The organism is Pseudobutyrivibrio ruminis (assembly GCF_015057245.1).
GTDB classification, from domain to species: domain Bacteria; phylum Bacillota; class Clostridia; order Lachnospirales; family Lachnospiraceae; genus Pseudobutyrivibrio; species Pseudobutyrivibrio ruminis_E.
In genome coordinates, this window is record NZ_SVET01000001.1 from 302,444 (window position 1) to 325,140 (window position 22,697).

General features: G+C 40.3%; 17 protein-coding genes, 1 pseudogene and 1 riboswitch. Of the genes and pseudogenes, 2 read left to right on the forward strand and 16 right to left on the reverse strand.

The window, feature by feature from the left end; translation table 11 throughout:
* Window positions 1–91: 91 nt before the first annotated feature.
* From E7274_RS01500 to E7274_RS01560, 13 genes are all read right to left on the reverse strand, one after another.
* Entirely contained in the window at window positions 92–685 is a 594-nt protein-coding gene (locus tag E7274_RS01500; protein ID WP_304173122.1) for a regulatory protein RecX, read from the reverse strand.
* A 2-nt stretch (window positions 686–687) separates the two neighbouring features.
* Window positions 688–1,746, reverse strand: a complete 1,059-nt coding sequence (gene recA / locus E7274_RS01505) for a recombinase RecA (RefSeq protein WP_044937726.1) — start codon at window positions 1,744–1,746, stop codon at window positions 688–690.
* Window positions 1,747–1,913: 167 nt separating this feature from the next.
* Entirely contained in the window at window positions 1,914–2,972 is a 1,059-nt protein-coding gene (locus tag E7274_RS01510) for an acyltransferase family protein (protein ID WP_304173124.1), read from the reverse strand.
* A complete protein-coding gene (locus E7274_RS01515) occupies window positions 2,972–4,561 on the reverse strand; it encodes a peptide chain release factor 3 (protein WP_304173126.1) in 1,590 nt (529 codons plus the stop codon). Before E7274_RS01515 ends, E7274_RS01510 begins: the two co-directional genes overlap by 1 nt.
* Before the next feature lie 100 nt (window positions 4,562–4,661).
* Window positions 4,662–4,835 carry a 30S ribosomal protein S21 gene (rpsU, locus tag E7274_RS01520; RefSeq protein WP_028236498.1) on the reverse strand — a complete coding sequence of 58 codons (174 nt, stop codon included), beginning with the start codon at window positions 4,833–4,835 and terminating at the stop codon, window positions 4,662–4,664.
* A gap of 80 nt (window positions 4,836–4,915) precedes the next feature.
* Window positions 4,916–7,000 (reverse strand): methyl-accepting chemotaxis protein, encoded by a 2,085-nt coding sequence (locus E7274_RS01525; protein ID WP_304173128.1) that lies wholly within the window; start codon window positions 6,998–7,000, stop codon window positions 4,916–4,918.
* Window positions 7,001–7,148: 148 nt separating this feature from the next.
* Window positions 7,149–9,803: an alanine--tRNA ligase gene (alaS, locus tag E7274_RS01530; RefSeq protein WP_330598798.1), complete on the reverse strand. Its 2,655-nt coding sequence runs from the start codon at window positions 9,801–9,803 to the stop codon at window positions 7,149–7,151.
* Window positions 9,804–9,822: 19 nt separating this feature from the next.
* Window positions 9,823–9,984 carry a hypothetical protein gene (locus E7274_RS01535; RefSeq protein WP_177175544.1) on the reverse strand — a complete coding sequence of 54 codons (162 nt, stop codon included), beginning with the start codon at window positions 9,982–9,984 and terminating at the stop codon, window positions 9,823–9,825.
* 98 nt (window positions 9,985–10,082) lie between these two features.
* Window positions 10,083–11,012: a cobalamin biosynthesis protein CobD/CbiB gene (locus tag E7274_RS01540; protein WP_304173129.1), complete on the reverse strand. Its 930-nt coding sequence runs from the start codon at window positions 11,010–11,012 to the stop codon at window positions 10,083–10,085.
* 3 nt (window positions 11,013–11,015) lie between these two features.
* Window positions 11,016–11,852 carry a DNA-3-methyladenine glycosylase 2 gene (locus E7274_RS01545; RefSeq protein WP_304173131.1) on the reverse strand — a complete coding sequence of 279 codons (837 nt, stop codon included), beginning with the start codon at window positions 11,850–11,852 and terminating at the stop codon, window positions 11,016–11,018.
* Between the two features lies 1 nt (window position 11,853).
* A complete protein-coding gene (locus E7274_RS01550) occupies window positions 11,854–12,615 on the reverse strand; it encodes an MBL fold metallo-hydrolase (RefSeq protein ID WP_074789227.1) in 762 nt (253 codons plus the stop codon).
* 150 nt (window positions 12,616–12,765) lie between these two features.
* On the reverse strand, window positions 12,766–13,878 hold the full coding sequence (locus tag E7274_RS01555) for a DUF5692 family protein (protein ID WP_304173133.1): 1,113 nt from the start codon (window positions 13,876–13,878) through the stop codon (window positions 12,766–12,768).
* A 140-nt stretch (window positions 13,879–14,018) separates the two neighbouring features.
* Window positions 14,019–14,960, reverse strand: a complete 942-nt coding sequence (locus tag E7274_RS01560; RefSeq protein ID WP_304173135.1) for a diacylglycerol/lipid kinase family protein — start codon at window positions 14,958–14,960, stop codon at window positions 14,019–14,021.
* Window positions 14,961–15,064: 104 nt separating this feature from the next.
* On the opposite strand from E7274_RS01560, the gene E7274_RS01565 reads away from it, so the two are divergent.
* Both E7274_RS01565 and E7274_RS01570 read left to right on the forward strand, forming a co-directional pair.
* A complete protein-coding gene (locus E7274_RS01565) occupies window positions 15,065–16,342 on the forward strand; it encodes a chloride channel protein (protein ID WP_304173137.1) in 1,278 nt (425 codons plus the stop codon).
* Between the two features lie 138 nt (window positions 16,343–16,480).
* Window positions 16,481–16,556, forward strand: a riboswitch (cyclic di-GMP riboswitch).
* 101 nt (window positions 16,557–16,657) lie between these two features.
* Entirely contained in the window at window positions 16,658–18,397 is a 1,740-nt protein-coding gene (locus tag E7274_RS01570) for a methyl-accepting chemotaxis protein (RefSeq protein WP_304173139.1), read from the forward strand.
* 46 nt (window positions 18,398–18,443) lie between these two features.
* On the opposite strand, the gene E7274_RS01575 is transcribed toward E7274_RS01570, so the two are convergent.
* The 3 genes and pseudogenes from E7274_RS01575 to E7274_RS14400 all read right to left on the reverse strand — a co-directional run.
* On the reverse strand, window positions 18,444–20,783 hold the full coding sequence (locus E7274_RS01575) for an alpha-galactosidase (RefSeq protein WP_304173142.1): 2,340 nt from the start codon (window positions 20,781–20,783) through the stop codon (window positions 18,444–18,446).
* Window positions 20,784–20,836: 53 nt separating this feature from the next.
* A complete protein-coding gene (locus E7274_RS01580; protein WP_442960409.1) occupies window positions 20,837–22,177 on the reverse strand; it encodes an MFS transporter in 1,341 nt (446 codons plus the stop codon).
* Window positions 22,157–22,684: pseudogene (locus E7274_RS14400) on the reverse strand (MFS transporter); the annotation flags it as partial. The pseudogene E7274_RS14400 and the gene E7274_RS01580, both read right to left, overlap by 21 nt.
* Between the last annotated feature and the right edge of the window lie 13 nt (window positions 22,685–22,697).

Below are 22,697 nucleotides of genomic sequence, written 5' to 3' on the forward strand. Positions count from 1 at the left end.
GCCCTCATTTATAAACATCAACACATTTAGTTTAACTGTATAAATGGTCTATGTCAAGCATGTGTATACCATATATAGTGGAGCCTAGGGACTATTTTAGTACCCTGTTGATAGCATCTGACGAGAAACCTCTGCCCATTAAAAAGCGATAGATTTTGGCTCTGTCTTCGTACGTGGCATTTTTCTTATCGTAATGCTTTTTCTCAAGGAGACGCTCTATAAGAGCTGACTCATCCCCGGTGTATTCCTCTTCCAAGACTCTGTCGATAACATCGCTGGCGATTCCTTTGCCAATTAAGTCCTGCTTGAGCCTTTGCTTGCTGCGGGAATCCTGATAGAAACGGATGTGGCTGGCAGCCATTCTGGCGTCGTCCAGATAGCCGTATTCGTTGATGTAGTCGATAGCGATGTCAATTACATCCGAAGAGTATCCACCTTCACGAAGCTTATCCCTGAGATTTTTCTCGGAACGGTCCTGCTTTTCCAGTAGGTGAAGGGCACGCTTCTTGCAACGAGGAATAATGATTTCAGTAATGATTTCCTGGTATTTATCCTCCGATAAATCCGCCCCTTCTTCGATACCGTAGCTTTCGTATTCTTTTTTATATAGAACAAAATCTGCCCCGCCAGCGAGACAGATTTTTGCTCTTCCCTTTGTTAATTTAACAAGAGATAATACTTCCATGATTATTCAATAACCTCTGTAGGAATATCAGATTCTTTTTCACCACCAACAAGACCAACTTCGCTCTCGTCAGTTTCTGCATAGTGCTCGCGAATTGCCTCTGCAATCTCCTCGCGAACCTCTGGATTCTGCTTTAAGTACATCTTGGCATTCTCACGGCCCTGACCAATCTTCTCGCCAAGGTATGCATACCAAGCACCAGACTTCTGAATGATGTCGAGGTTTGTACCAACATCAAGGATATCACCCTCACGAGAGATTCCCTCGCCAAACATGATATCGAACTCTGCCTCACGGAATGGAGGTGCTACCTTGTTCTTAACGATTTTGGCACGTGTTCTGTTTCCGATTACCTCGCCGTTCTGCTTTAATGCTTCGATACGACGTACATCGATACGAACTGATGCATAGAACTTAAGAGCACGACCACCAGTAGTAGTCTCTGGGTTACCGAACATAACACCAACCTTTTCACGAAGCTGGTTGATAAAGATAACTACGCAGTTTGTCTTTGCAACAATACCTGTGAGCTTTCTCATAGCCTGTGACATAAGACGTGCGTGAAGACCTACGTGAGAATCACCCATATCTCCGTCGATTTCTGCCTTTGGTACAAGGGCTGCAACTGAATCCACAACGATAATGTCCATAGCTCCTGAACGAACCATAGTCTCTGTGATTTCAAGTGCCTGCTCACCGTTATCAGGCTGTGAAATATATAAATCATCGATGTTTACACCGATTGCTTTTGCGTATTTAGGATCGAGAGCATGCTCTGCATCGATGAAGCCTGCGATACCACCCTGCTTCTGAACCTCAGCAACTGCGTGAAGTGCAAGTGTAGTCTTACCAGATGATTCTGGACCGTAGATTTCGATGATACGTCCCTTAGGAAAACCACCCTGTCCAAGTGCAATATCAAGGCTGACTGAGCCAGTAGGAACTGTTTCTACCTGGATGTTAGCTCCCTCTCCCAGCTTCATAACTGAGCCCTTTCCGTATTGCTTTTCTATCTGCGAAATCGCAGCATCTAATGCTTTAAGCTTATCTTCGTTTGCCATTTTATAAAACCTCCGTTCGGAACAACTGTTCGTTTCTTTAATATAATAATAGTGAACCTGTTTATAAATGTCAACAAAAAATGGGATAAAAAAATTCGAAAAAATAAAAGACAGTGACATAAGTCACTGCCCAATAATATACACGGTATGAAAAACATCGTCAAGCTTTATTTTAGCCTCAAACAAGGCTTTTCGATGCAATGCCAGCTTATCCAAGCCAGCGGTATAACGATTAGTAATGTGTACAACATATTTAAATAAGGATCCATAGACATGGTGTTATATATCTCGGTAGGTGTGCCGATGCACTCCACTAATGTCTGCTGAATTGGGAACGCCATGATATATATTCCGTAGGACAAATCTCCTACTTTATCGTACCAGGTGGCAACAAAACGCTTTTGGAATGCAAGATAAAAAATAATGTAAGATCCAAAAATGCAAAATGTGATAATAAAATCTGCAAAGATAATTCCAAGCACAAGCCCTGCAATAGCAACCAGTGCTATCTTCCAGGAAATCTTGATATTATCACCGAACAGATAATAGCACATTCCCATTGCAAAGAACATACCAAGCTTAGAAAAATTCAGCATGAAGCTTGCTGTAAGTGGACCGATGTCCCCAGGGCTGTTGTATGTGTAAAGAATATAGATGCCACCTAAAGCCACAACCATAAGTATTCCAGATGCCTTGAATCGCTTCCATAGGGGCGAAATGACGGCCACAATGACATACCACATAACTTCGTACATCAAAGTCCATAAAGAGCCGTTTAAGCTGTGATTATAGTGGTAATTGTACACACCTGGCAAAGTGGTAGTGTCGTGAATAAAGAAAATGTTCTTTAGGAAGCCAAGAATATCACCCTGCATATACTGCTCAAAGCTATATTCCGATAGAATTGGCCCAAGCACAAAAGCCATAATCATCACGACCACAAAAAGCAGTGGCCAAATACGAAGAAAACGAGCCTTGAAATACTTCACTACGCTCTTCGTTCTGTCGAAACTTCTGCAAATTAAAAAGCCACTAATGATGAAAAAAATGTACACCGCAATTCCACCAGCCAAAGCCTTGTGGTTGGTAAGTGTGTAAAACACATCCTTTGACTGATCTGCAATGCAAATCGCAAAGGCATGCATATACACAACCATAAGACTGGCAATAAGTCGAATTATGTTAAGGTTATTTTTTCTATCAATAGCAGCTTCGTTTATAGTCATTAATTTGTACCGAATTCAGATAAAACTAATCCTTCATTTCTATCCTGAACCATTCCAACAGACCAAGAATTTACAAATAAAAGAAGTGGTCTGTCCTTTAAGTCCTTGATTTTCTTCATATCAGATGTACCAGAAATCTTATCTAAATCGTAGTCTCCTTCAATCCATCTTATATGCTCATAAGGTAAGTTTTCAAGAGCAATCTCAACGTTGTATTCGTTGTTCAATCTATATTTTAATACATCAAACTGAAGAACACCAACTACACCTACGATGATTTCCTCCATACCTGTATTAAACTCCTGGAAAATCTGGATTGCACCTTCCTGGGCAATCTGTGTGATTCCCTTCATGAACTGCTTACGCTTCATTGTATCAATCTGACGTACGCGGGCAAAATGCTCTGGAGCGAATGTTGGGATACCCTCGAACTTAAATGGCTTTTTAGCAGATGTGAATGTATCACCAATGCTGTAAAGACCTGGATCGAACACACCAATAATATCGCCAGCATAAGCCTTATCAACGATTTTACGCTCATCAGCCATCATCTGCTGAGGTGCTGAAAGCTTAGCCTTTCTGCCACCCTGAACGTGTAAATATTCCTTTGTAGCATCGAATGTACCTGAGCAAACACGAAGGAATGCTACTCTATCACGATGAGCCTTGTTCATATTAGCCTGAATCTTAAATACGAAAGCTGAGAAATCCTCAGAGAATGGGCTAATCTCACCAGCATCACTCTTTCTAGGAAGTGGGCTGTATGTCATCTTAAGGAAGTGCTCAAGGAATGTCTCAACACCAAAGTTTGTAAGAGCAGATCCAAAGAATACAGGTGAAAGCTCACCCTTTGTAACAAGCTCCTGGTCAAACTCAGCACCAGCTCCATCGATAAGCTCAAGCTCTTCCATAAGCTGATCGTACTTTTCCTGTCCGATTTCATCCTTAAGAGCAGGATCATCTATAGAAAGAATACGCTCCTCACCCTGCTTTGTACCCTTTTGTGTGTCAGAGAACATACGCACAGTGCGCTCATTTCTATCGTAAACACCCTTGAATCCCTTACCTGAGCCGATTGGCCAGTTTATAGGAACTGTAGCGATTCCAAGCTCGTTTTCAATATCGTCAAGAAGCTCGAAAGTGTCGTTTGCATCACGGTCCATCTTATTAATAAATGTAAAAATAGGGATGTGTCTCATAACACAAACCTTAAAAAGCTTTCTAGTCTGTGCCTCAACCCCCTTTGATGCATCAATAACCATGACTGCAGAATCGGCAGCCATAAGTGTTCTATATGTATCCTCGGAGAAATCCTGGTGTCCAGGTGTATCAAGGATATTAATGCAATAACCATCGTACTCAAACTGCAAAACAGAAGAAGTAACAGAAATACCTCTCTCCTTCTCGATTTCCATCCAGTCCGATACTGCATGTCTTGCTGTAGCTTTTCCCTTTACTGAACCAGCTAAATTTATCTGTCCTCCGTATAGAAGGAATTTTTCTGTAAGGGTAGTCTTACCTGCATCGGGATGGGAAATAATTGCAAAAGTACGACGTCTCTTAATCTCTTCTTCAACTGAACGTGCCATATAACCTCCAAAATAATATATTGTACGTAAACCGAAAAATAGCCTGTACCCAAAACTGGTACAGGCCATGATTTCATAAATTCTTAAACATAAATTTTAATTAAAATTTACGCTTTCTAGCAGCCTCAGACTTCTTCTTACGCTTTACTGAAGGCTTCTCATAGTGCTCACGCTTACGAATCTCCTGCTGGATACCAGCCTTAGCACAGTTTCTCTTAAATCTGCGAAGAGCGCTGTCTAATGATTCGTTTTCTTTAACTGTAACATATGACATAGTCTATTCCTAACCTCCCTCCATCTGGGGACTTGTACTTAATACTCTAAAGCACTAACAAGCATTGTAACATAAAACAATTATTTGTCAATAGATTTTTCTTTTAAACGTTGAGCTGTATCAATTGTAAAATGAACCAGGTTATTATTAATAGTATCCACAGCATCAGAAACACTATTTGCTGCCTGTGCAACCTTTTCACTTGAATCGGCAACTCCCTTTGATGCCTCAGTAACTTTTTCTACATTAGCTGCAATTTCTTGAGTTGCAGCGGACTGTTCTTCTGATACAGATGCCATGTTAGTTGCTACATCATTAACCTTTCTCATCTGCTCTGCCATGTCATTGAGAGTTTCTGTTGCAGAATTTAACTCATTTGTAATTTCAAGGAATGTTACGGCTGCTGTGTTAATTGATTCTGCACTGTTATTAATAAGCTCAGAATTTGCCTTGGACTTTTCTGAAAGATCCTTTACTCTATCAGACATTTCCCTAATAATATCCACTATTTGATTTGTAGCTTCTGCTGAATTATTTGCAAGTGCTCCAATTTCTGTAGCAACAACTGCAAAGCCCTTGCCTGCCTCGCCAGCCCTTGCAGCCTCAATGGATGCATTTAATGATAGTAAATTTGTCTGAGATGATATTGAATTAATCATATCAACTATCTTGGTAATCTGCTGAGCCGCATCATCCACACTATTTACTGCCTCAGACATTTCGTTCATGGATTCAACTATATGATCCATTCCCTCTGCTACAGCCTTCATATCCTTTTGACCATCATCTGCTTTTTCAACCAGAGCATTCATAGTGCTTTCAATCTGTTCTTCCTCGGTTGTAACATCAGATATTGTCTGGGCAAGTGTTGTGGCATTTTCAGCAACCTCTGTAACAGCATCTGCCATATCATCAATATTGCTTCTAATCTGATCCATTGATACAGATTGTTCATTTGCTGCAACCTCAAGATTCTCCGCCGTATCCTTTGAAACCTGAGCGTCGCCAATCAGCCTGTGGCTCACAGTTTTAATCTCGCTTAAGCTGTCACGCATGCCACTGATGAATTTTCCCATTGCTGAGTTCATGAAAGCAATCTCATCATTGCCCTTTGATGAAATTTCCACAGTAAAATCTCCATTGGCAATTTTTTCAATGTTATCAGTAAGTGCTGTAACTGGTTTCTTAATCATTCGTGAAAGCACTCTAATCATCGTAAATACAATCAATAGAACTGCTAAGATAGTAACAATAGCAAGTACTATAATAATGCTATATAAGGTAGCTAGTACTTCCTTTTGCTTTGCATAAATTATTACTTTCCAATCTGTACCATCAACAGCTGCAGACACCATATAGTAGCGTGTACCTCCTGCCTTTACAGAGGTAACAACATTATTCTCTGAAGCCAAAAATGAACTTACGGCATTCAAAAACTTATCTGAGCTGTTATCATTTATGTTAGTTCCGCAGATAGATGTATCCTTGTATGACAAAATCTGTCCAGCGCCAGTTACCATTATACATCCACCAGTTTTATACAATGATATTTCATTTAACTGCTGTTGCAATGAGGTAAGGGTTAAATCTGATGCAAAAACCCCCTCTCTACCATCCTGTAAATGAATATGACGAACTACTGTCGCGCACAAATCTCCTGTTGCTGCATCAAAATATGGCTCGCCAGCATAATAAAACCAGCTGTTGTCATTTTTCATTCCTTCGATATACCATTCTTTTTCAGCCACAACATAATCACCATCTGGCACCCATCCAGAGGCATCCAAAAACTGTCCATCAGTAGTACCAATATATGTTCCAAGTGGTATCAGATCATAACGAGCCACTGTCTGAGACATGAAATCAATTAATGCCGCATCATCCTCAAAGTGTTGCTTTTCAACAGAATCTGCCATACCATTTAAATAATAGAAAATAGCATTCAATTCTCTATTTACATTACCTGCTTCTGCTGTCACCTGATTGTTCAATGAAGAATCTATCAAATCCTTCACCATACCATAGCCAAGTCCAACAATTATTCCTTCTGCCAACAAGGTATTTGCCACTAAAAGTAGAGCAAAAAAAAGTGTCAGCTTTTTACTTATTGCTTTAGGTGCTGTTCCTTTTTTAATTCTGTTTTTTGTGTTCTGCTCCTTATTCATACTACACCTCCATCTAAACCCAAATTATACATCTAGATTATGGTAAAAATGTGATTCAAAGCCTTATATTATGTTCTTCTTTTTAATTTAACATTTTTTTTCATCAAAAAACTCCGTGGCACAAAGTCACGGAGCTTTCTTTGATTTATTAATTAAGCATACCTTCAAGTACTGCCTTTGCCTCTGCAAGGGCATCTGCAATGCCTGCTGGATTCTTTCCACCAGCCTGAGCCATGTTTGGACGACCACCGCCGCCACCGCCAACCTTAGGTGCAATGGCCTTTACAAGGTTACCAGCGTGTGCGCCCTTAGCCTGAGCCTCATCTGTTGCCATAACAACAAGGTTTACCTTGCCATCGCAATCAGATGCAAGAACGATAACGCCCTCGCCAAGCTTTGTCTTAAGGTCGTCGCCAAGATCACGAAGTCCGTTCATATCAACTCCAGCAACTGAAGTAGCAAGAAGCTTAACTCCATTAACCTCTTCAACCGAATCCATAACATCACCAACAGCAGCCTGTGCAGCCTTTGCCTTCATAGACTCAAGCTCTGAGTTTGCCTCCTTGAGCTGCTTCTGAAGATGTGCAATCTTTTCCTCAACATCTGCAGGCTGGCACTTGAGAGCAGCAGCTGCAGCATTAAGCTTAGCTTCGATGTCTGCATAGTATTCGAATACAGCAGCACCTGTGATAGCCTCGATACGACGTGTACCTGCAGCAACACCTGACTCTGAAAGAATCTTGAATGCTGAGATTTCTGATGTGTTTGCAACGTGTGTACCACCGCAAAGCTCAGTAGAGAAATCTCCCATCTTTACTACGCGAACTTCGTCGCCATATTTCTCACCAAAGAGAGCCATAGCACCGCTCTTCTTTGCTTCGTCAATTGACATGATAGCTGTTGTAACCTCAAGGCCTTCAGCAATCTTGTCATTTACCATCTTTTCAACCTTTGCGATTTCCTCATCTGTCATTGCTGAGAAGTGAGAAAAATCGAAACGTGTTCTGTCAGCATCCTGGTAAGAACCCTTTTGTTCTACGTGTGTACCAAGTACCTCACGAAGTGCCTTCTGAAGAAGGTGAGTAGCTGAGTGGTTCTTGCAAATACGTGCACGACGTGCAGCATCTACCTTAAGTGTAACCTTATCGCCAACTTTAATGATGCCTGACTTCATCTCTCCAACGTGACCAATTTTGCCACCCTTGAGCTTGATTGTGTCCTTAACTTCAAACTCACCGTTTGGTGTAGAGATGATACCTGTGTCACCAACCTGACCACCCATTGTAGCGTAGAATGGTGTTTCAGGAACGATGATTGTACCAACTGTACCTTCTGCGATTGTATCTACGATTTCTGTCTCTGTTGTAAGAACTGTAACTGTAGATTCTGATGTAGTCTTGTCATAGCCTACAAACTCAGAAGTAACATTTAAGTCGATATCATCATAAACAGATGCGTCAGCACCCATGTAGTTTGTCTCTTTACGAGCAGCACGAGCTTTCTGTCTCTGCTCTTCCATGCAAGCTTCGAATCCAGCAGCATCGTAGCTGAATCCCTTTTCCTCAAGGATTTCTGCTGTAAGATCTACAGGGAATCCGTAAGTATCGTAAAGCTTGAATGTATCCTCGCCTGAAAGTTCCTTTGAACCAGAAGCAACAAGCTTCTCTTCCATACCAGCAAGAATCTCAAGACCCTTGTCGATAGTTTTATTGAACTGGTCTTCCTCAGCTGTAAGAGTCTTGAAGATGTACTCTCTCTTCTCCCAAAGCTCTGGATAACCATCCTTACATTCATTGATAACTGTCTCTGCAAGCTTAGCCATGAATGTGCCCTGGATTCCAAGTGCGCGACCATGCTTTGCTGCACGACGGATAAGACGACGAAGTACGTATCCTCTACCCTCGTTTGAAGGTGTAACACCATCAGATACAAGGAATGTAGATGAACGGATATGATCTGTGATAAGACGAATTGAAACATCGTCAAGAGCATCTACCTGATACTTCTTTCCTGACATCTCGCAGATCTTGTCACGGATTGCCTTCATGGTATCGATATCGAAAACAGAATCAACATCCTGCATAACTACAGCAAGTCTCTCAAGACCCATACCTGTATCGATGTTCTTCTGCTCCAATTCTTCGTAGCCGCCATGGCCATCGCCATTAAACTGAGTAAATACGTTGTTCCATACCTCCATGTAGCGGTCGCAATCGCAACCAACCTTACAATCTGGCTTGCCGCATCCGTATTTTTCTCCACGATCATAGTAAATCTCTGAGCAAGGACCGCAAGGGCCAGCACCATGCTCCCAGAAATTGTCGCATTCGCCTGTCTCTGGATCACGATAGAAACGAGTGATGCGCTCTGGAGCTACACCGATTTCCTTTGTCCAGATTTCGAAGGCTTCCTCATCCTCTCCGTAGATAGAAGGATAAAGTCTGTCTTTGTCTAGTTTGAGAACCTCTGTAAGGAATTCCCATGACCAGGCAATTGCCTCATGCTTGAAATAATCACCAAATGAGAAATTACCAAGCATCTCAAAAAAAGTAAGATGGCGAGCCGTCTTACCTACATTGTCAATGTCTCCTGTTCTAACACATTTCTGACATGTTGTAACGCGTCTACGAGGTGGAATCTCCTGTCCAGTAAAGTATGGCTTAAGTGGTGCCATACCAGCATTGATAAGCAATAAGCTGTTATCATTATGTGGTACAAGAGAAAAACTATTGAGGCAAAGGTGACCCTTGCTCTCAAAAAACTCCAAGTAGGCGCGTCGTAAATCATTAACACCGGTATTCAAAACAATAGTCCTCCAAATATTATTCTTCGGAAGAAGCCTCTGTTACTTGCTCAGAAACACCCTTCTTCCTGTCGCTAGACTGGCGGAGCTTAATTCCAATAAAACCGCCACAAACACCTATAGCAACTAGTATGATCATTTTAATCAGATAACTTGCAAAACTAGATAAAAATGCAGACATAGCAATTCCTCCTAATCACAATATTTATAGCCAATTAAACCTATATTACATACTTGGTTAAATTATAATCCAAAGTATTTTTAAATTCCACCCGTAATTCAGAAAAATAACAATAAAATCACGAAAAATGCCTGGCATACCATAAAACTATTTTTCAGTAGATTTACTGCTTTATTTATATCTGATACCTGGATTGGCTTATCAAAATCTCCTATCTTGCCATCATCCAACCCGATTTCCAAAGCTCCTGCAAATGCAGAAATAGCTTTTTTTCTATCTCGCAGATGAATGAATCTGGCGTTTTTGCCGTTGAATCCGCCGAAAGTATGTCTTGCGCAAAACACTACAAGCGCCCCGCTAAATCTTGATGGCAAATAATCAATTATTGAATTAAGCTTTACAATAGGCTGACCAAAATAATCGTATCTAGCGTTGTATGTGCCTGTTTCGAAGGTGCCAATCTGGCCTTCTATAATATCAAGGGCTCTGTAGATAAATCCGCCAACAGGGCCAAACAAAAACATTACAAACAACGGTGACAGCACGCTATCCGACGCTTCGTTTGCAATGTAGGTAATAGTATCGGATGTTATGCCTTCTTCTGTGTCAACTTCCACCTGACGTCCAATCAAAATGCTGGCAGCGTGCTTCATTGCTGATACACCGTTTCCATAATAATCCGCAGCAACTCCAAATCCACCATAGTATAATCTGTTGAAATTCAAACAAAAGTAGCTGGCCAAGGCCTCAAAAAGCACACCAAACCATGGGTGAATTTCATATGTAAGCATTGTAAAAAAGGTAATGCCGGCAAATACTGGAAATACAACGAGAATAATCAACCAAGCCCCAAGGCTGCGCTGCTTTGACTTCTCCAGAAGGATAATCTCATCTCCCAGCAAGGCTCTGTCCAAAAACTTTACCCAATCTTTAATTGTGTCGAAAGGATTCCACATGCAATATATATTTCCAAATACATAATCCAATATGGTTCCTAATAAAAGTGCAAAAATATGATATTTAAACATTACTCAGCCTTTTCTCTTATGATAAAACTGTAATTGTTGAACATACCCCTGAAAACCTGGATACTCACTGTTGATGTAATCCAAATAAGCATCCTTCGTATAGTCCTTATAGTCTTCTGATATAATCTTCTTCATCCAAGTGTCAATTGGATAGCTTTCCATAAAATGGAATCCGTAAAGCATAATGCAATTTGCCACCTTAGGCCCTACGCCCTTGATTTTAAGTAGGGCATCCATAGCCTCCTGGTAAGGCAGCTTGCTAATAGCTTCAATATCAAGCATTCCCGCTGCTACTCTTTCCGATATTCCTTTTATGTAATCTGCGCGATATCCCAGGGCAGTGCCATCCATCAGCTCTGCTTCTGGAATAAACGCCAGCACATCAGCCTTTGGAAAATGAATTCCATCTGAATATCTATCACACAGAATCTGGATAGATTTCTTTATCTTAGGAATGTTGTTATTCTGGGAAATCACATAGGATATGAAAACCTCCCACAAATCCTGCCTAAGGATACGCATACCAAAAGCATCCTTCAAAGAATCCTTTAAGAACTTATCATTACTCTTTCGTATAATGTTGTTGTAGGAAGTATAATCTGTGTCGAAATCAAAATATCTGCACCAGAATTCCCACTGGCTTTCTTCACAGGCAAAATCCCAGGTATCTTTTTCTTTATTCAAATAGAAATAAACATCATTATCTCCTGAACAGGCGCTATATGTATCAGGCATACCGTCTGCACCGGCAGTCTCCTTCTTCATTCTAAAAACCTGTCCAGAATTCATGATAATCTCTGGATTAAATTCTTCCGCTGTAAGACTCTTGCTAAAAACCATTCTAGTCCTCTATCTCAAAAATCATATTTTCCCTGTCTATATCCACAACTCTCTCCCTAAGATTTGCAATATCCGGACGACTTTTGAATCTTTCAATCCATTTGTAATCTCCCCACATATGCATCGGGAAGATATTGTCGCAGTCGATGTTTTTGATGAAGTAATCCAAGCCAAGGAAATATCCATCCTCCCCCATTCGAGAATCCAATGGGACAAATCCTATATCAAAATGCTTGTTTAAAATAGATTTCAAAGCTCGCTTGTACTCGCGACCATATACTTCGCCGTATAGCTCCCCTCGACCTTCAGCATTCCACCAGTTTAAATCCCCAGCATGATAAATGTTCATGCCCTTTACGCTGATCACGAATGCCACTCCCGCATCTGTAGAACGAAGGGTTTCTATGGTCATATCATCCACCTGATACTTCTTCATGGATGTTACAAACTGAATCTTGTCTTTTATGGATAAATCAAAGCCATTTCTAATAAGATAGTTGCGGCCTAATCTAATGTCCTTCGACAAAATAAACTTGATATTGTCTCTTGAATCAGCAAGACGAAGATTTTCAAGCCACCAATGATCCTTATGGCTATGACTTGCAAAAACATAAAGATATTTATCAGGATCAAGCTCTGGCAGGCAACCATGAAACTGAACAGTATCTGCCACCACCGACTTATCAAAATAATCGAATAACAAATATCTATCATCAAGCTCCACCAGGAAGCTACTATGCATTATATAGTATACTTTATACATTATTCTCTCCCAACAGGCTGCTCACTCGCAGTCTTTCATATTCTTGTGAATATTATACCTATATTTAGATGAATTTAAAATACCATTCACTAAATATTGATGAACACAAAAAAGGCACCCGCCTAAGCGGATGCCTTAAAGTCTCATGAATTATTTTGCTGCACGAGCCATAGCCTCGTCGAAGTCCTTTGTTCCTTCGAATACGCAGTTTGAATATGGGTTTCCACCGATTCTGATTGCGTTTCTGATGATAACAGAGATACATACAACGTTAACTGCAAGTGCCATCATAGCTACGAATCCCTGCATTGAAGGATCAGCTGTGATACCCATTGCTGCGATAGCATCGTTAGCTGCTGCTGTCTTGCCCTGGCCTGCCTGGTAAAGAGCGATAGCCTTCTCATAAAGATCCATTGTTGTAACACCAGCTTCTGTAGCGCCACCGTATACACGTGGAAGTACAGCTGCGAATGTACCCTTTAACTGGAAGAGAGGTACTACCTGAGCCCACATACACCAGATTGCAAGTGTGTTAGCACGGTTCTGGATCCATGCACCCTTGTTCCAAAGTGCGTTAGCAAATGTAGGAGCAAGAAGAAGTGCAACACCACAGTACCATGTATGTGTAGGAAGGTTAAGATATGTGTACTCAAAGTTCCATACATCATATGCGATGATGAACCAGATTGTCATATCTGGCCAGATCATATCTGCCTGATTCTTGTCGTTTGATGTGTAAAGCTTTACACAACCTGTCATACAGAAGATGTTGATCATACCTGCGAGAGCGTTAACAACGTTCCACCATCCACCGTAGATGAATACACCTTCGTTAGAGCACCACCAAGCACCTGAAAGGTCGCCTGTGATTGAGTATGCTGCAAGAGCAGACTCCATATCTGAAACATTAGCAATCATGATGTTTGCTGCTACGATGAACCATGGCCACCAAGCAAACCATTTTTCTTTACCAATGCCCCACTTATACTTAATCATCATGAAGCCGACGCATCCGATATCTGCTGCGTAGAGCTTGAAGTAGTGGAACCAACCATCCATATAAGCAACAGTTGGGTTTGCTGCACCGCCGAATAAACCAACGTGTGCAAGAATGAAATATACTGTAAGAATACATGGGATGATTACAAAGATAATCATTCCGCCGACCTTTGTACGACGGCCGAGTTCGTTCATGAGAATTAATCCTGCAAATACAAGGCACCAGCCAAGGATCTGCCAAAGATTAGTGATTTGGAAAAACATATCCATCCTCCTTAATAATTATTAGAAATTAAAAGAGAAACTTCTTCTCTTTCCCTCGGTTTCTATTATACTTGGTCGTCAAGAAAATAACAATGATTTACTTAATAAAAATTTAATACATTTTTAAGAATTTGTATTCCTTAAAAACCCCTAATTTTCAACTTTGAGGGCAAACATTCAAAGGTAATTTTTTTATAAAATCCAACATGTTCTCCATCTGCGTGTACACACATTTGGTCATTCATAGATATCTCCAATTTATTAAATTTTAATAAATCAAATCCCTTCTTCCCCTCATGCTTACCTGCAACCAAAAATGGTAGCAAACCGAAGCATTTTATTCTGCTTATGTCATGAGCAATAAAAGCTGTAAGATATCCGGAGTCAACTGTGGCCTTTGGAGCCATAGGAATGCCACCGCCCTCCGCCGGGCAATTCATAGCTGCCGCAAAGATGGTGCTTTTAATATTTCGCTCCTCTTTTTCTCCATCAAAATAGGTAGTAACAACTGCATCTGAAAATGGCATTGTAAAAATGTCACCAACAGTAAGAAGGCCGTATGTAGCTGAGCCAAGGCCAAATTTATTCAAGAAAGTCTTAAGCTTACTAGTGAGCGCCTGCAAACAAACATAGGCATCCACCCCTATACCAGAGCTAACACCAAAGAGTCTGCTTTGCTCTTCTCCATCTTTATTATAAGTAACCTTTCCTATATCAATGCTTTTGAAACCATCATCCTTAAGGGCTCGTTTTAAAATATCAAGGGTGCTTCCTTCCAATCCGATGCCCTTAACAAAATCATTGGCAGAGCCTGATGGCAGCGGTGTATATAAGGTATGTTCAAAATCTGCTATTCCGTTAAGTGCTTCATTTAAAGTGCCATCTCCACCCATGACAAATAAATGAACATCCTCTCCTGAGGATGTGGCATTCTTTGCAAATTCAGTTGCATCATAAGCCTTGGCTGTAAAGTGAACCTCGTAATCTACGCCTTCACTTTTAAGATATTCTTCTATCTTATCCCAAACACCTTCAGCTTTTCCTGTTCTACTTGCCTTGTTTACAATAAATACGTTTTCCATATTTTCTCCCAAATAATATTTCTACAATAATTTTGTATATTTTATCAGCCAAAGTCAATGTATTTGTGTTAGCATACAATATATATAATTAAAAGAGGGAAAATATGGATAATAGAGAATTTAAAGAAACGTTATTTCACAAAATCGATCACAATGGTCATCGAGCAATGTCTGTTTTCAGCTGGACAATCGCATCCATCGTAATAGGTGTTCTAGTAGGATTATTTGCTACCGCCTTTGGACTTAGCATGCGAAAAGTCATATCTGTCCGCGAATCCAATCCATGGCTTATATATTTTTTGCCAGTTGGCGCAGTTATAATCACATTTATATATAAGAAGATTCTTAAGGTAAAAGACAGCGGAACAAACACTGTTATTGCTGCTATTCAGTCAGATGAGCGTCTTCCATTTAGACTTGCTCCACTTATTTTTATAGCTACATTAATTACTCACTTGGTAGGTGGTTCTGCAGGTCGTGAGGGAGCCGCTTTACAGATGGGCGGTGCCATCGGAAATGGTATTGGACGTGTCCTTCACCTTAGTGATACCAACAAAAAGACAATGATTATGTGCGGTATGAGCGCAGCATTTTCTGCTTTATTCGGCACACCAATGGCAGCTGCTATTTTCTCCATGGAGGTTATTTCAGTTGGAATCATGCACTACGCTGCACTTGTTCCATGCGTTATTTCTTCCCTTGTAGCAAGATACATCGCTGCATACTTTGGACTTGGCGCTGAGATTTACCCAATTGAAGTTATTCCAAAGTTTACAATCAAGACAGCCATTATCATTTGCATTTTTGCAATAATATGCGGATTAGCTTCTATATTATTCTGCACTATGCTTCACAAATACGAAGAATTCCTTAGCGGCAAAATCATTAATCCATATATTAAAGCAATAATCGGTGGTACTTCAGTTTTGGTTCTTACATTATTGGTTGGAAATCAAACATACAACAGCACAGGCTCTTCTATAATAATGTCCTGCTTCACAGGTGCATCCATTGGGTTAGGAGCATTCCTTTTAAAAATGATATTTACCACCCTTACATTGTCCTGCGGATACAAAGGTGGTGAAATTGTTCCTACTCTTTTCATCGGTGCCACACTTGGCGCAGCAATCGGAGGATTAATAGGATTTCCTCCAGCTCTAATGGCAGCTGTAGGAATGGGCGCTCTGTTTTGTGGTGTTACCAACTGCCCTATCTCCAGCCTTTTGATTTGCTTCGAGCTCTTTGGTTACGAGCCAATGCCTTACTTCTTATTGGCCGTAGCATTCAGCTATTGGGTATCAGGCTACACTGGCTTATACAAATCTCAAAAGATTGTATATAGCAAGTACAGAAGCAATTATATTGATAAGCATGTACAATAAAATTATTCTATAAACCAATTCAATTATGCAAAACTGTCAAAAATGATAAACAATTAACAAAAGTAGTTGCCAATCTAAAAATCAGCATATATAATTGTGACTGTTTTCAAGCAAATTGTGAAATATTTGTGAACAAACACTTTATATGGGCAAAACAAGCGAAAGCTTGCGACGCAAAACTATAGGGACTTTAAAATGTCAGCCAGTTGCAACTACTTAAAATATACACTCGAATTCTAAGCATGGTGTCATATTATATGTCCCATGCTTATTTTATTGTCGAGTTTGATTGTATTGCAATCAGAAAGGTTTATCATGAAAAAAAATAAGAAATTAGTGCGCCAGGTATTATTATTAGCATCTGCATTAGCATTGCTTATGGCCACAACAATAGCTATTATCGGAATCTCTTTCGTTAAGAAAGCATATTATGACTCTTTCGAGGAAGAGCTTCATGCATCTGCAGTATTCCTTATTGATGCAATGGACCACGAATGGAATGGTGATTGGTCAGTTGCTTCAAACGGAACTATTCTAAAGGCAAATTTTGCTGTTCACGATGATTTTCAGGAGCAGCTTGATAGCTTGCACGAGAAGACCGGAATGGATTTTACAGTCTTCTACGGAGATACCCGTTATATCACTTCTCTTGTTGATTCTGAGACTGGTGAGCGTATGGAAGGCACAAAGGCTTCAGCTACTGTTATAGAAAAGGTTCTTACTAACGGCGAAGAATATCTTGCAACAAACTTTACTATAGATGGCATCGAAGGAAAATGGTACGCATACTACATACCTCTTACTAATTCTGACGGTTCAATTGTAGGTATGGTATTTGCTGGTAGAGATACAACTTCAGTAGAAGCTGCTTTGTGGCATGCTCGCTTAATCATCATGGGAGTTTATGTCTTCTTCTTCTTCCTTAACCTTTCTATCGGTCACTGGATGGTAAACAAGTCTACAAAGGCTATTCAGGACATTGTTGATGGTTTAAAGAAATTAGAAGACGGTGAGCTTTCATTCTACATAAACAACCAGACATTTGACAGAACTGATGAAATCGGTGTTATCGCTGAAAGCTCAGCTGAGCTCCGCGATAAGCTTACAGATGTTATCCAGACAACTCTTGATCTTTCAGAAGAAGTTACAAAGTCTGGTGAAAACCTTGCAACATCAGCTGATACCGCTCTTCATGTAGCAGATCAGGTTGCTAACGCTGTAGAAGATATTAGCAAGGGCGCCGTTGCTCAGGCTGAAAACGTTGAAAACTCATTATCAAACACTACAGAAATGGGCGAAAGCATTGATGATATCACTTCAAGTGTTAAGGAGCTTTCAAAGGCTGCAACAGAAATGCTTGAAGATGCAAACCACACTGTTGATGCAATCAACGAGCTTATGCTTCAGAACGAACAGGTTATGGTAGCCATGACAGAGATTCACAGCCAGATTCAGGCTACAAACGATGCTGTTAAAAATATCGCTGATGCTTCAAGTGCTATCACATCTATTTCAGAGCAGACTAATCTTCTCTCTCTTAACGCTTCTATCGAGGCTGCTAGAGCTGGAGAATACGGTAGAGGATTTGCCGTTGTTGCTTCTGAAATTGGTTCCCTGGCTATCCAGTCAAAGGATGCAGCTGTTTCAATTAATGGAATTGTAGATAAGCTTGTAGAAGAATCACAGATGAGTGTTGATACAATTGAAAAGCTTAACGTAGCATTCAACAAGCAAAACGCTCAGCTTAACAGCACAAAGACAGATATGGACGGTGTTGTTAGCAACGTAAACAGCGTTGATATTAGTACAAAGACAATTGCTGATAAGGTTGAACTTCTTAACAACCTTAAGGCAAGCTTCAATGATATTATTTCAGAGCTCTCTGCTATTTCTCAGCAGAATGCAGCATCTTCACAGGAGACAACTGCTTCTATGGAAGAGCTCAACACAACATTCGCTATGATAAATGAGGCCGCAGCCGAGCTCAAGGACCTTGCCGTAAGCCTAAACGATAAGATGAACTACTTCAGTATCGAAAGTACTGTAACAGAGTAAAATTAAAAAGAACCAGTAACTAACTGGTTCTTTTTTTGTATTTATGCTATTCAGCTTTCTCTACGAAATACAGGCGTGCTCCGAAGTCTGGGAAGTAGCGAACTTCTTCATTGAAGCCGGTACCTACGAAGCTTTGTACAAGCTTAACTCCGTTAGAATTAAGTGTGTTTCCATAAGCCACGTAATCTTCTATTTCACCAGGCATCTTTACAAACTTTGCAACAAGATTATGTACAAGTGAATCCTGCTTAATATGAATTGGAGAAACTGTATTTACCAAATCTCCAAATCCCTTTACGTTATATTCAAGCTTGCGTCCAAAGAAGTGGTACTTTGTCTGTGAATCAAGGCCAGCCATCTCAAGCTTCAAGTACTGGTCTCCTGCTACGATTTCTCGCTGCATAAGCATTGAAACAGATGTAGATTTATCCTTATCAACGATGCTCCACTGATAAATGTTGTCCGCTCTGTGGCGATAGAAATCGCCAAACTGCAATGTCTTACGATACTGCTTGTAAAGCTCGATTTGTGCCTTAACAGCTGCAATATCTTCTGACTTCATATCGTTAAGATTGAGCTCATATCCAAGTACCCCAAAGCTTGCTACGGCAAAGCGTGATTCAAGTGGTGTAACACGAAGTGTCTGATGGTTTGGACATGCAGAAACATGTGCTGTGTATGTAGACTGTGGATATCCATATGAGTATCCATCCTGAATTGCAAGTCTGCTGACAGCATCTGTATTGTCACTTGCCCAAATCTGTGGATAGTAGCAAAGCACACCAAGGTCAAATCTGTTTCCACCTGAAGCGCAGCCTTCCATCAGAATCTCTGGGAAGCGCTCAGCCAATGTCTTTAACAATCTGTAGAAGCCAAGAACATATCTATGGCTAACCTCAAGCTGCTTATCAGCTGGGAGATACTTTGAATAGTAATCTGAGAAGTTTCTATTCATATCCCACTTGATGTATGAAATACCAGGTGTAGAGAATACCTCGCTCATTCTGTCAATCATGTAATCTACAACCTCTGGGTTGCAAAGGTCAAGCAATCGCTGGAAACGTCCCTCTGAATGATCCATGTTTGGAATATCGATAGCCCAATCTGGATGCTTTCTGTAAAGCTCACTATCAACGTTAATCATCTCTGGCTCAACCCAAAGACCAAACATAAGACCAAGGTCGTTTACCTTCTTTGAAAGACCTTCCAAGCCACCTGGAAGCTTCTTTTTATTAACAATATCCCAATCGCCAAGGGCTCTGTGGTCATCATTTCTATCGCCGAACCAACCATCATCCATAACGAACAATTCTGCGCCGGCATTCTTAGCTGTCTTTGCAAGCTTTAAAAGTGAACCCTCTGTAAAATCGAAATAAGAAGCCTCCCAGCTATTGATAAGAACTGGGCGTTCCTTCTTTTTCCATGGGCCACGTGTAATATGCTCACGAACGAAATCATGCATATTAAGGCTCATCTGTCTAAAGCCAGCTGCTGAATATGTAAGAACTGCTTCCGGTGCCTCAAATTCCTCTCCTGCTGCTAAATCCCATGCAAAGTTCTGAGGATTGATTCCATATACAACTCTTGTCTTCTTAAATGAAGAAACCTCTGTAGCTGAGTAATGGTTGCCAGAGTAAAGTAAGTTGAATCCCCAAACATCTCCAGACTCTTCACATGAATCTGGCTCAGAAATCATAAATAAAGGATTGCATCTGTTTGAGCTAGTGCCTGTAAATGATGCATTAACAAACTTACCTGCTGGAAGAACAATATCACTCTTATTCATCTCACGTGTCCAGCCACCGTGGAATGATGTAATTTTCATGCCTGGATGATCGTAATCCATAAGCATAGAAAGCATACGTGTAAGGCGAACGCTTTCATCTGAAGTATTTATAAACTTGGCAGAGCGAGTAATTACATCGCACTCTTCAAACACTGAATATGAAAGAATCAAAGTGAATCCGTGATTCTTATCCTTCATGGTTACGTTGAGAGTTTCTACCTTGCCTGATTCGTCGTATGAGCTTGGCAAAGTCTTGAACTCAGGCTTTCCTGAAATAACTTCATATGAATCATAAACGAAGTCCAATGATGTGCTTCCATCAGCACAAACTACTTCTAGCATAGGCTCTCTTAAATCGCCCTTACCAATTGCAGAAAGCTCAAGTCTAACATCCTCTAATGTTAAATCCTGGTGTGCATCATCATATGTAATAGTATTGCCTGGAGCAAATGCACGCTTTTCTTTAAGCACAGATGGCTCATCACAATTGATGAGCCTTCCGTAATACATATGTTCCAGCTGACCTGTTTCCATTACGCGAAATGCGTATGTTGTTGACTTGGTATTTAAGAAAAATACCTTTCCATCAGCTTTAATCATCTAAAAACCTCCAACTCCTGTAAAGTAATACAAGATTCATATTAACATATTATTTATTTACGAGCATTTAATTCTTCTGAGATTTCAGCAAGTTTTTCATCAGTCAAAATGTATTTTGCTCTAAAGAATAAGAATGCAATAACAAGAACGATTGTTGGTCCAACTGTCATAATCATTCTAAGTCCGATTACTGAATTTGCATCAATAGACTCAAGAAGTCCACTGTTTGCAACCTTTGCCTGAAGACCAGCCACATCAAGTGTTGCTGCACTATCCTTCTGGATATTGAAAATAGCAAGGCAAACTGATGCAACAAGAGCTGCAATACCAGATGCAAGCTTAACTACGAATGTCTGCATAGAGAAAATAACTGATTCGTCTCTACGATAGTTCTTGAGCTCACCGTAATCTACTGTGTTTGCCAGGAATACTGTGACTACAACGTTAAGGATTCCTGCACCAGACATAATAAGGAAGCCTGGTAAGAAGAAAATAAATACACTTGTAACTCCGCTAAGTGCCATTACAAGAAGTACGATGTATCCTACTATTTCTGCTGCTACGCAAATATAGAAAATACGAAGTGTTGTAAAGGCTTTTCTAAGAAGAGGGAATAAAATCATCATTGCAAGAATCTGCATACCACCTGCAAATGTGTTGAACAATGTGTAATTCCCCTGCCAATTGCTTCCTGCTAAATCATATTTGAAGAAGTAAATCAAAAGGTTTGATGTAATATAAAGTGCAGTGTTTACAAGAACGATTGTTATAACAATTGTCATAGCCTGATCATTCTGGATAAGAGCCTTAAACATCTGACCAATTGATGCTGTCTGCATATCTACTGTAGACTTTTCCTTTATGCATGCACATGTGATCCCAATAAAGAGAATAAATAACGCACCGATGATGATTGAGAAGTACTTGAAACCAAGACGCTCAACTTCCATTGTAGAAGTCATATCAATTGTCATTTTGCTAAGATCAACTTCACCATTCATAAGCTGGTTGAATGCATCGCTAGGAACATAAATTGCAATAGCAACAACTCCTGAATCAACACTATCCATAGCAACGTTAATGTCGCAATCATCTCCCTCTACATAAGTAGTATCACCATATGTAAAGCTGTAGTTTGTGTTGTCACCATTTAAAGATACAACGCCGTTGTAGCCGTTTTCTTCATCTACAACACCGTCAAATACCTTCTGGATACCTGTTACATTAAGAACAATATCATTTCCAATAACTGTGCTTGTGTTTGATGTAGGATTTCCGTCTGCATCACGCTCAACAACATAAACACTGAAGTTAGTGTTGCTAGAATCAAATGTCTTTAAAATATTGTCTGTGCTGTTTGCTGCTGCTTTTGAACCAAGAGCTGCAACAGCCATAACTGTAACGATAGTAACAAGTGCGGAACCAACACCAGCGCATGAACGAGCAAGTGCTGATAAACCTTCACGCTCCTTACCGCTATCTGTAAAAGCTGGAACCATTGACCAGTAAGGGATATCCATCATAGTGTATGTAACGCCCCACATAATGTAAGTAACAGCTGCGTAAGCAACAAGTCCCTTAGCTGTAGCTGCTGGTGGTGCAGAAAACATTAAAATCAAAAGAACTGTGTTTGTAATAGTTCCAATTAAAAGCCAAGGACGGAACTTTCCCCAACGAGTCTTTGTCTTTGCAACAATTACACCCATGATTGGATCATTGAATGCATCAAATACACGGGCAACCAAAAGGATAATACCCATCGCAATTGCATTGACTCCCATGATGTCCTGGAAATAGTAAAGTACGTATGAAGCTGAAAGCATGTAAACCATGTCCTTTCCAACAGCTCCTATACCATAGGCAAATTTTTCAACTCCCGATAAACTTCTTTTTTCTGCCATTATACTCTCCTCC

Bases quoted from the DNA above. Each gene is read 5' to 3' on its own strand.
- E7274_RS01500 (WP_304173122.1), bottom strand. From the start codon at position 685: ATGGAAGTATTATCTCTTGTTAAATTAACAAAGGGAAGAGCAAAAATC.
- recA (WP_044937726.1), bottom strand. From the start codon at position 1,746: ATGGCAAACGAAGATAAGCTTAAAGCATTAGATGCTGCGATTTCGCAG.
- E7274_RS01510 (WP_304173124.1), bottom strand. From the start codon at position 2,972: ATGACTATAAACGAAGCTGCTATTGATAGAAAAAATAACCTTAACATA.
- E7274_RS01515 (WP_304173126.1), bottom strand. From the start codon at position 4,561: ATGGCACGTTCAGTTGAAGAAGAGATTAAGAGACGTCGTACTTTTGCA.
- rpsU (WP_028236498.1), bottom strand. From the start codon at position 4,835: ATGTCATATGTTACAGTTAAAGAAAACGAATCATTAGACAGCGCTCTT.
- E7274_RS01525 (WP_304173128.1), bottom strand. From the start codon at position 7,000: ATGAATAAGGAGCAGAACACAAAAAACAGAATTAAAAAAGGAACAGCA.
- E7274_RS01535 (WP_177175544.1), bottom strand. From the start codon at position 9,984: ATGTCTGCATTTTTATCTAGTTTTGCAAGTTATCTGATTAAAATGATC.
- E7274_RS01540 (WP_304173129.1), bottom strand. From the start codon at position 11,012: ATGTTTAAATATCATATTTTTGCACTTTTATTAGGAACCATATTGGAT.
- E7274_RS01545 (WP_304173131.1), bottom strand. From the start codon at position 11,852: ATGGTTTTTAGCAAGAGTCTTACAGCGGAAGAATTTAATCCAGAGATT.
- E7274_RS01550 (WP_074789227.1), bottom strand. From the start codon at position 12,615: ATGTATAAAGTATACTATATAATGCATAGTAGCTTCCTGGTGGAGCTT.
- E7274_RS01555 (WP_304173133.1), bottom strand. From the start codon at position 13,878: ATGTTTTTCCAAATCACTAATCTTTGGCAGATCCTTGGCTGGTGCCTT.
- E7274_RS01560 (WP_304173135.1), bottom strand. From the start codon at position 14,960: ATGGAAAACGTATTTATTGTAAACAAGGCAAGTAGAACAGGAAAAGCT.
- E7274_RS01565 (WP_304173137.1), top strand. From the start codon at position 15,065: ATGGATAATAGAGAATTTAAAGAAACGTTATTTCACAAAATCGATCAC.
- E7274_RS01570 (WP_304173139.1), top strand. From the start codon at position 16,658: ATGAAAAAAAATAAGAAATTAGTGCGCCAGGTATTATTATTAGCATCT.
- E7274_RS01575 (WP_304173142.1), bottom strand. From the start codon at position 20,783: ATGATTAAAGCTGATGGAAAGGTATTTTTCTTAAATACCAAGTCAACA.
- E7274_RS01580 (WP_442960409.1), bottom strand. From the start codon at position 22,177: ATGGCTGTTGCAGCTCTTGGTTCAAAAGCAGCAGCAAACAGCACAGAC.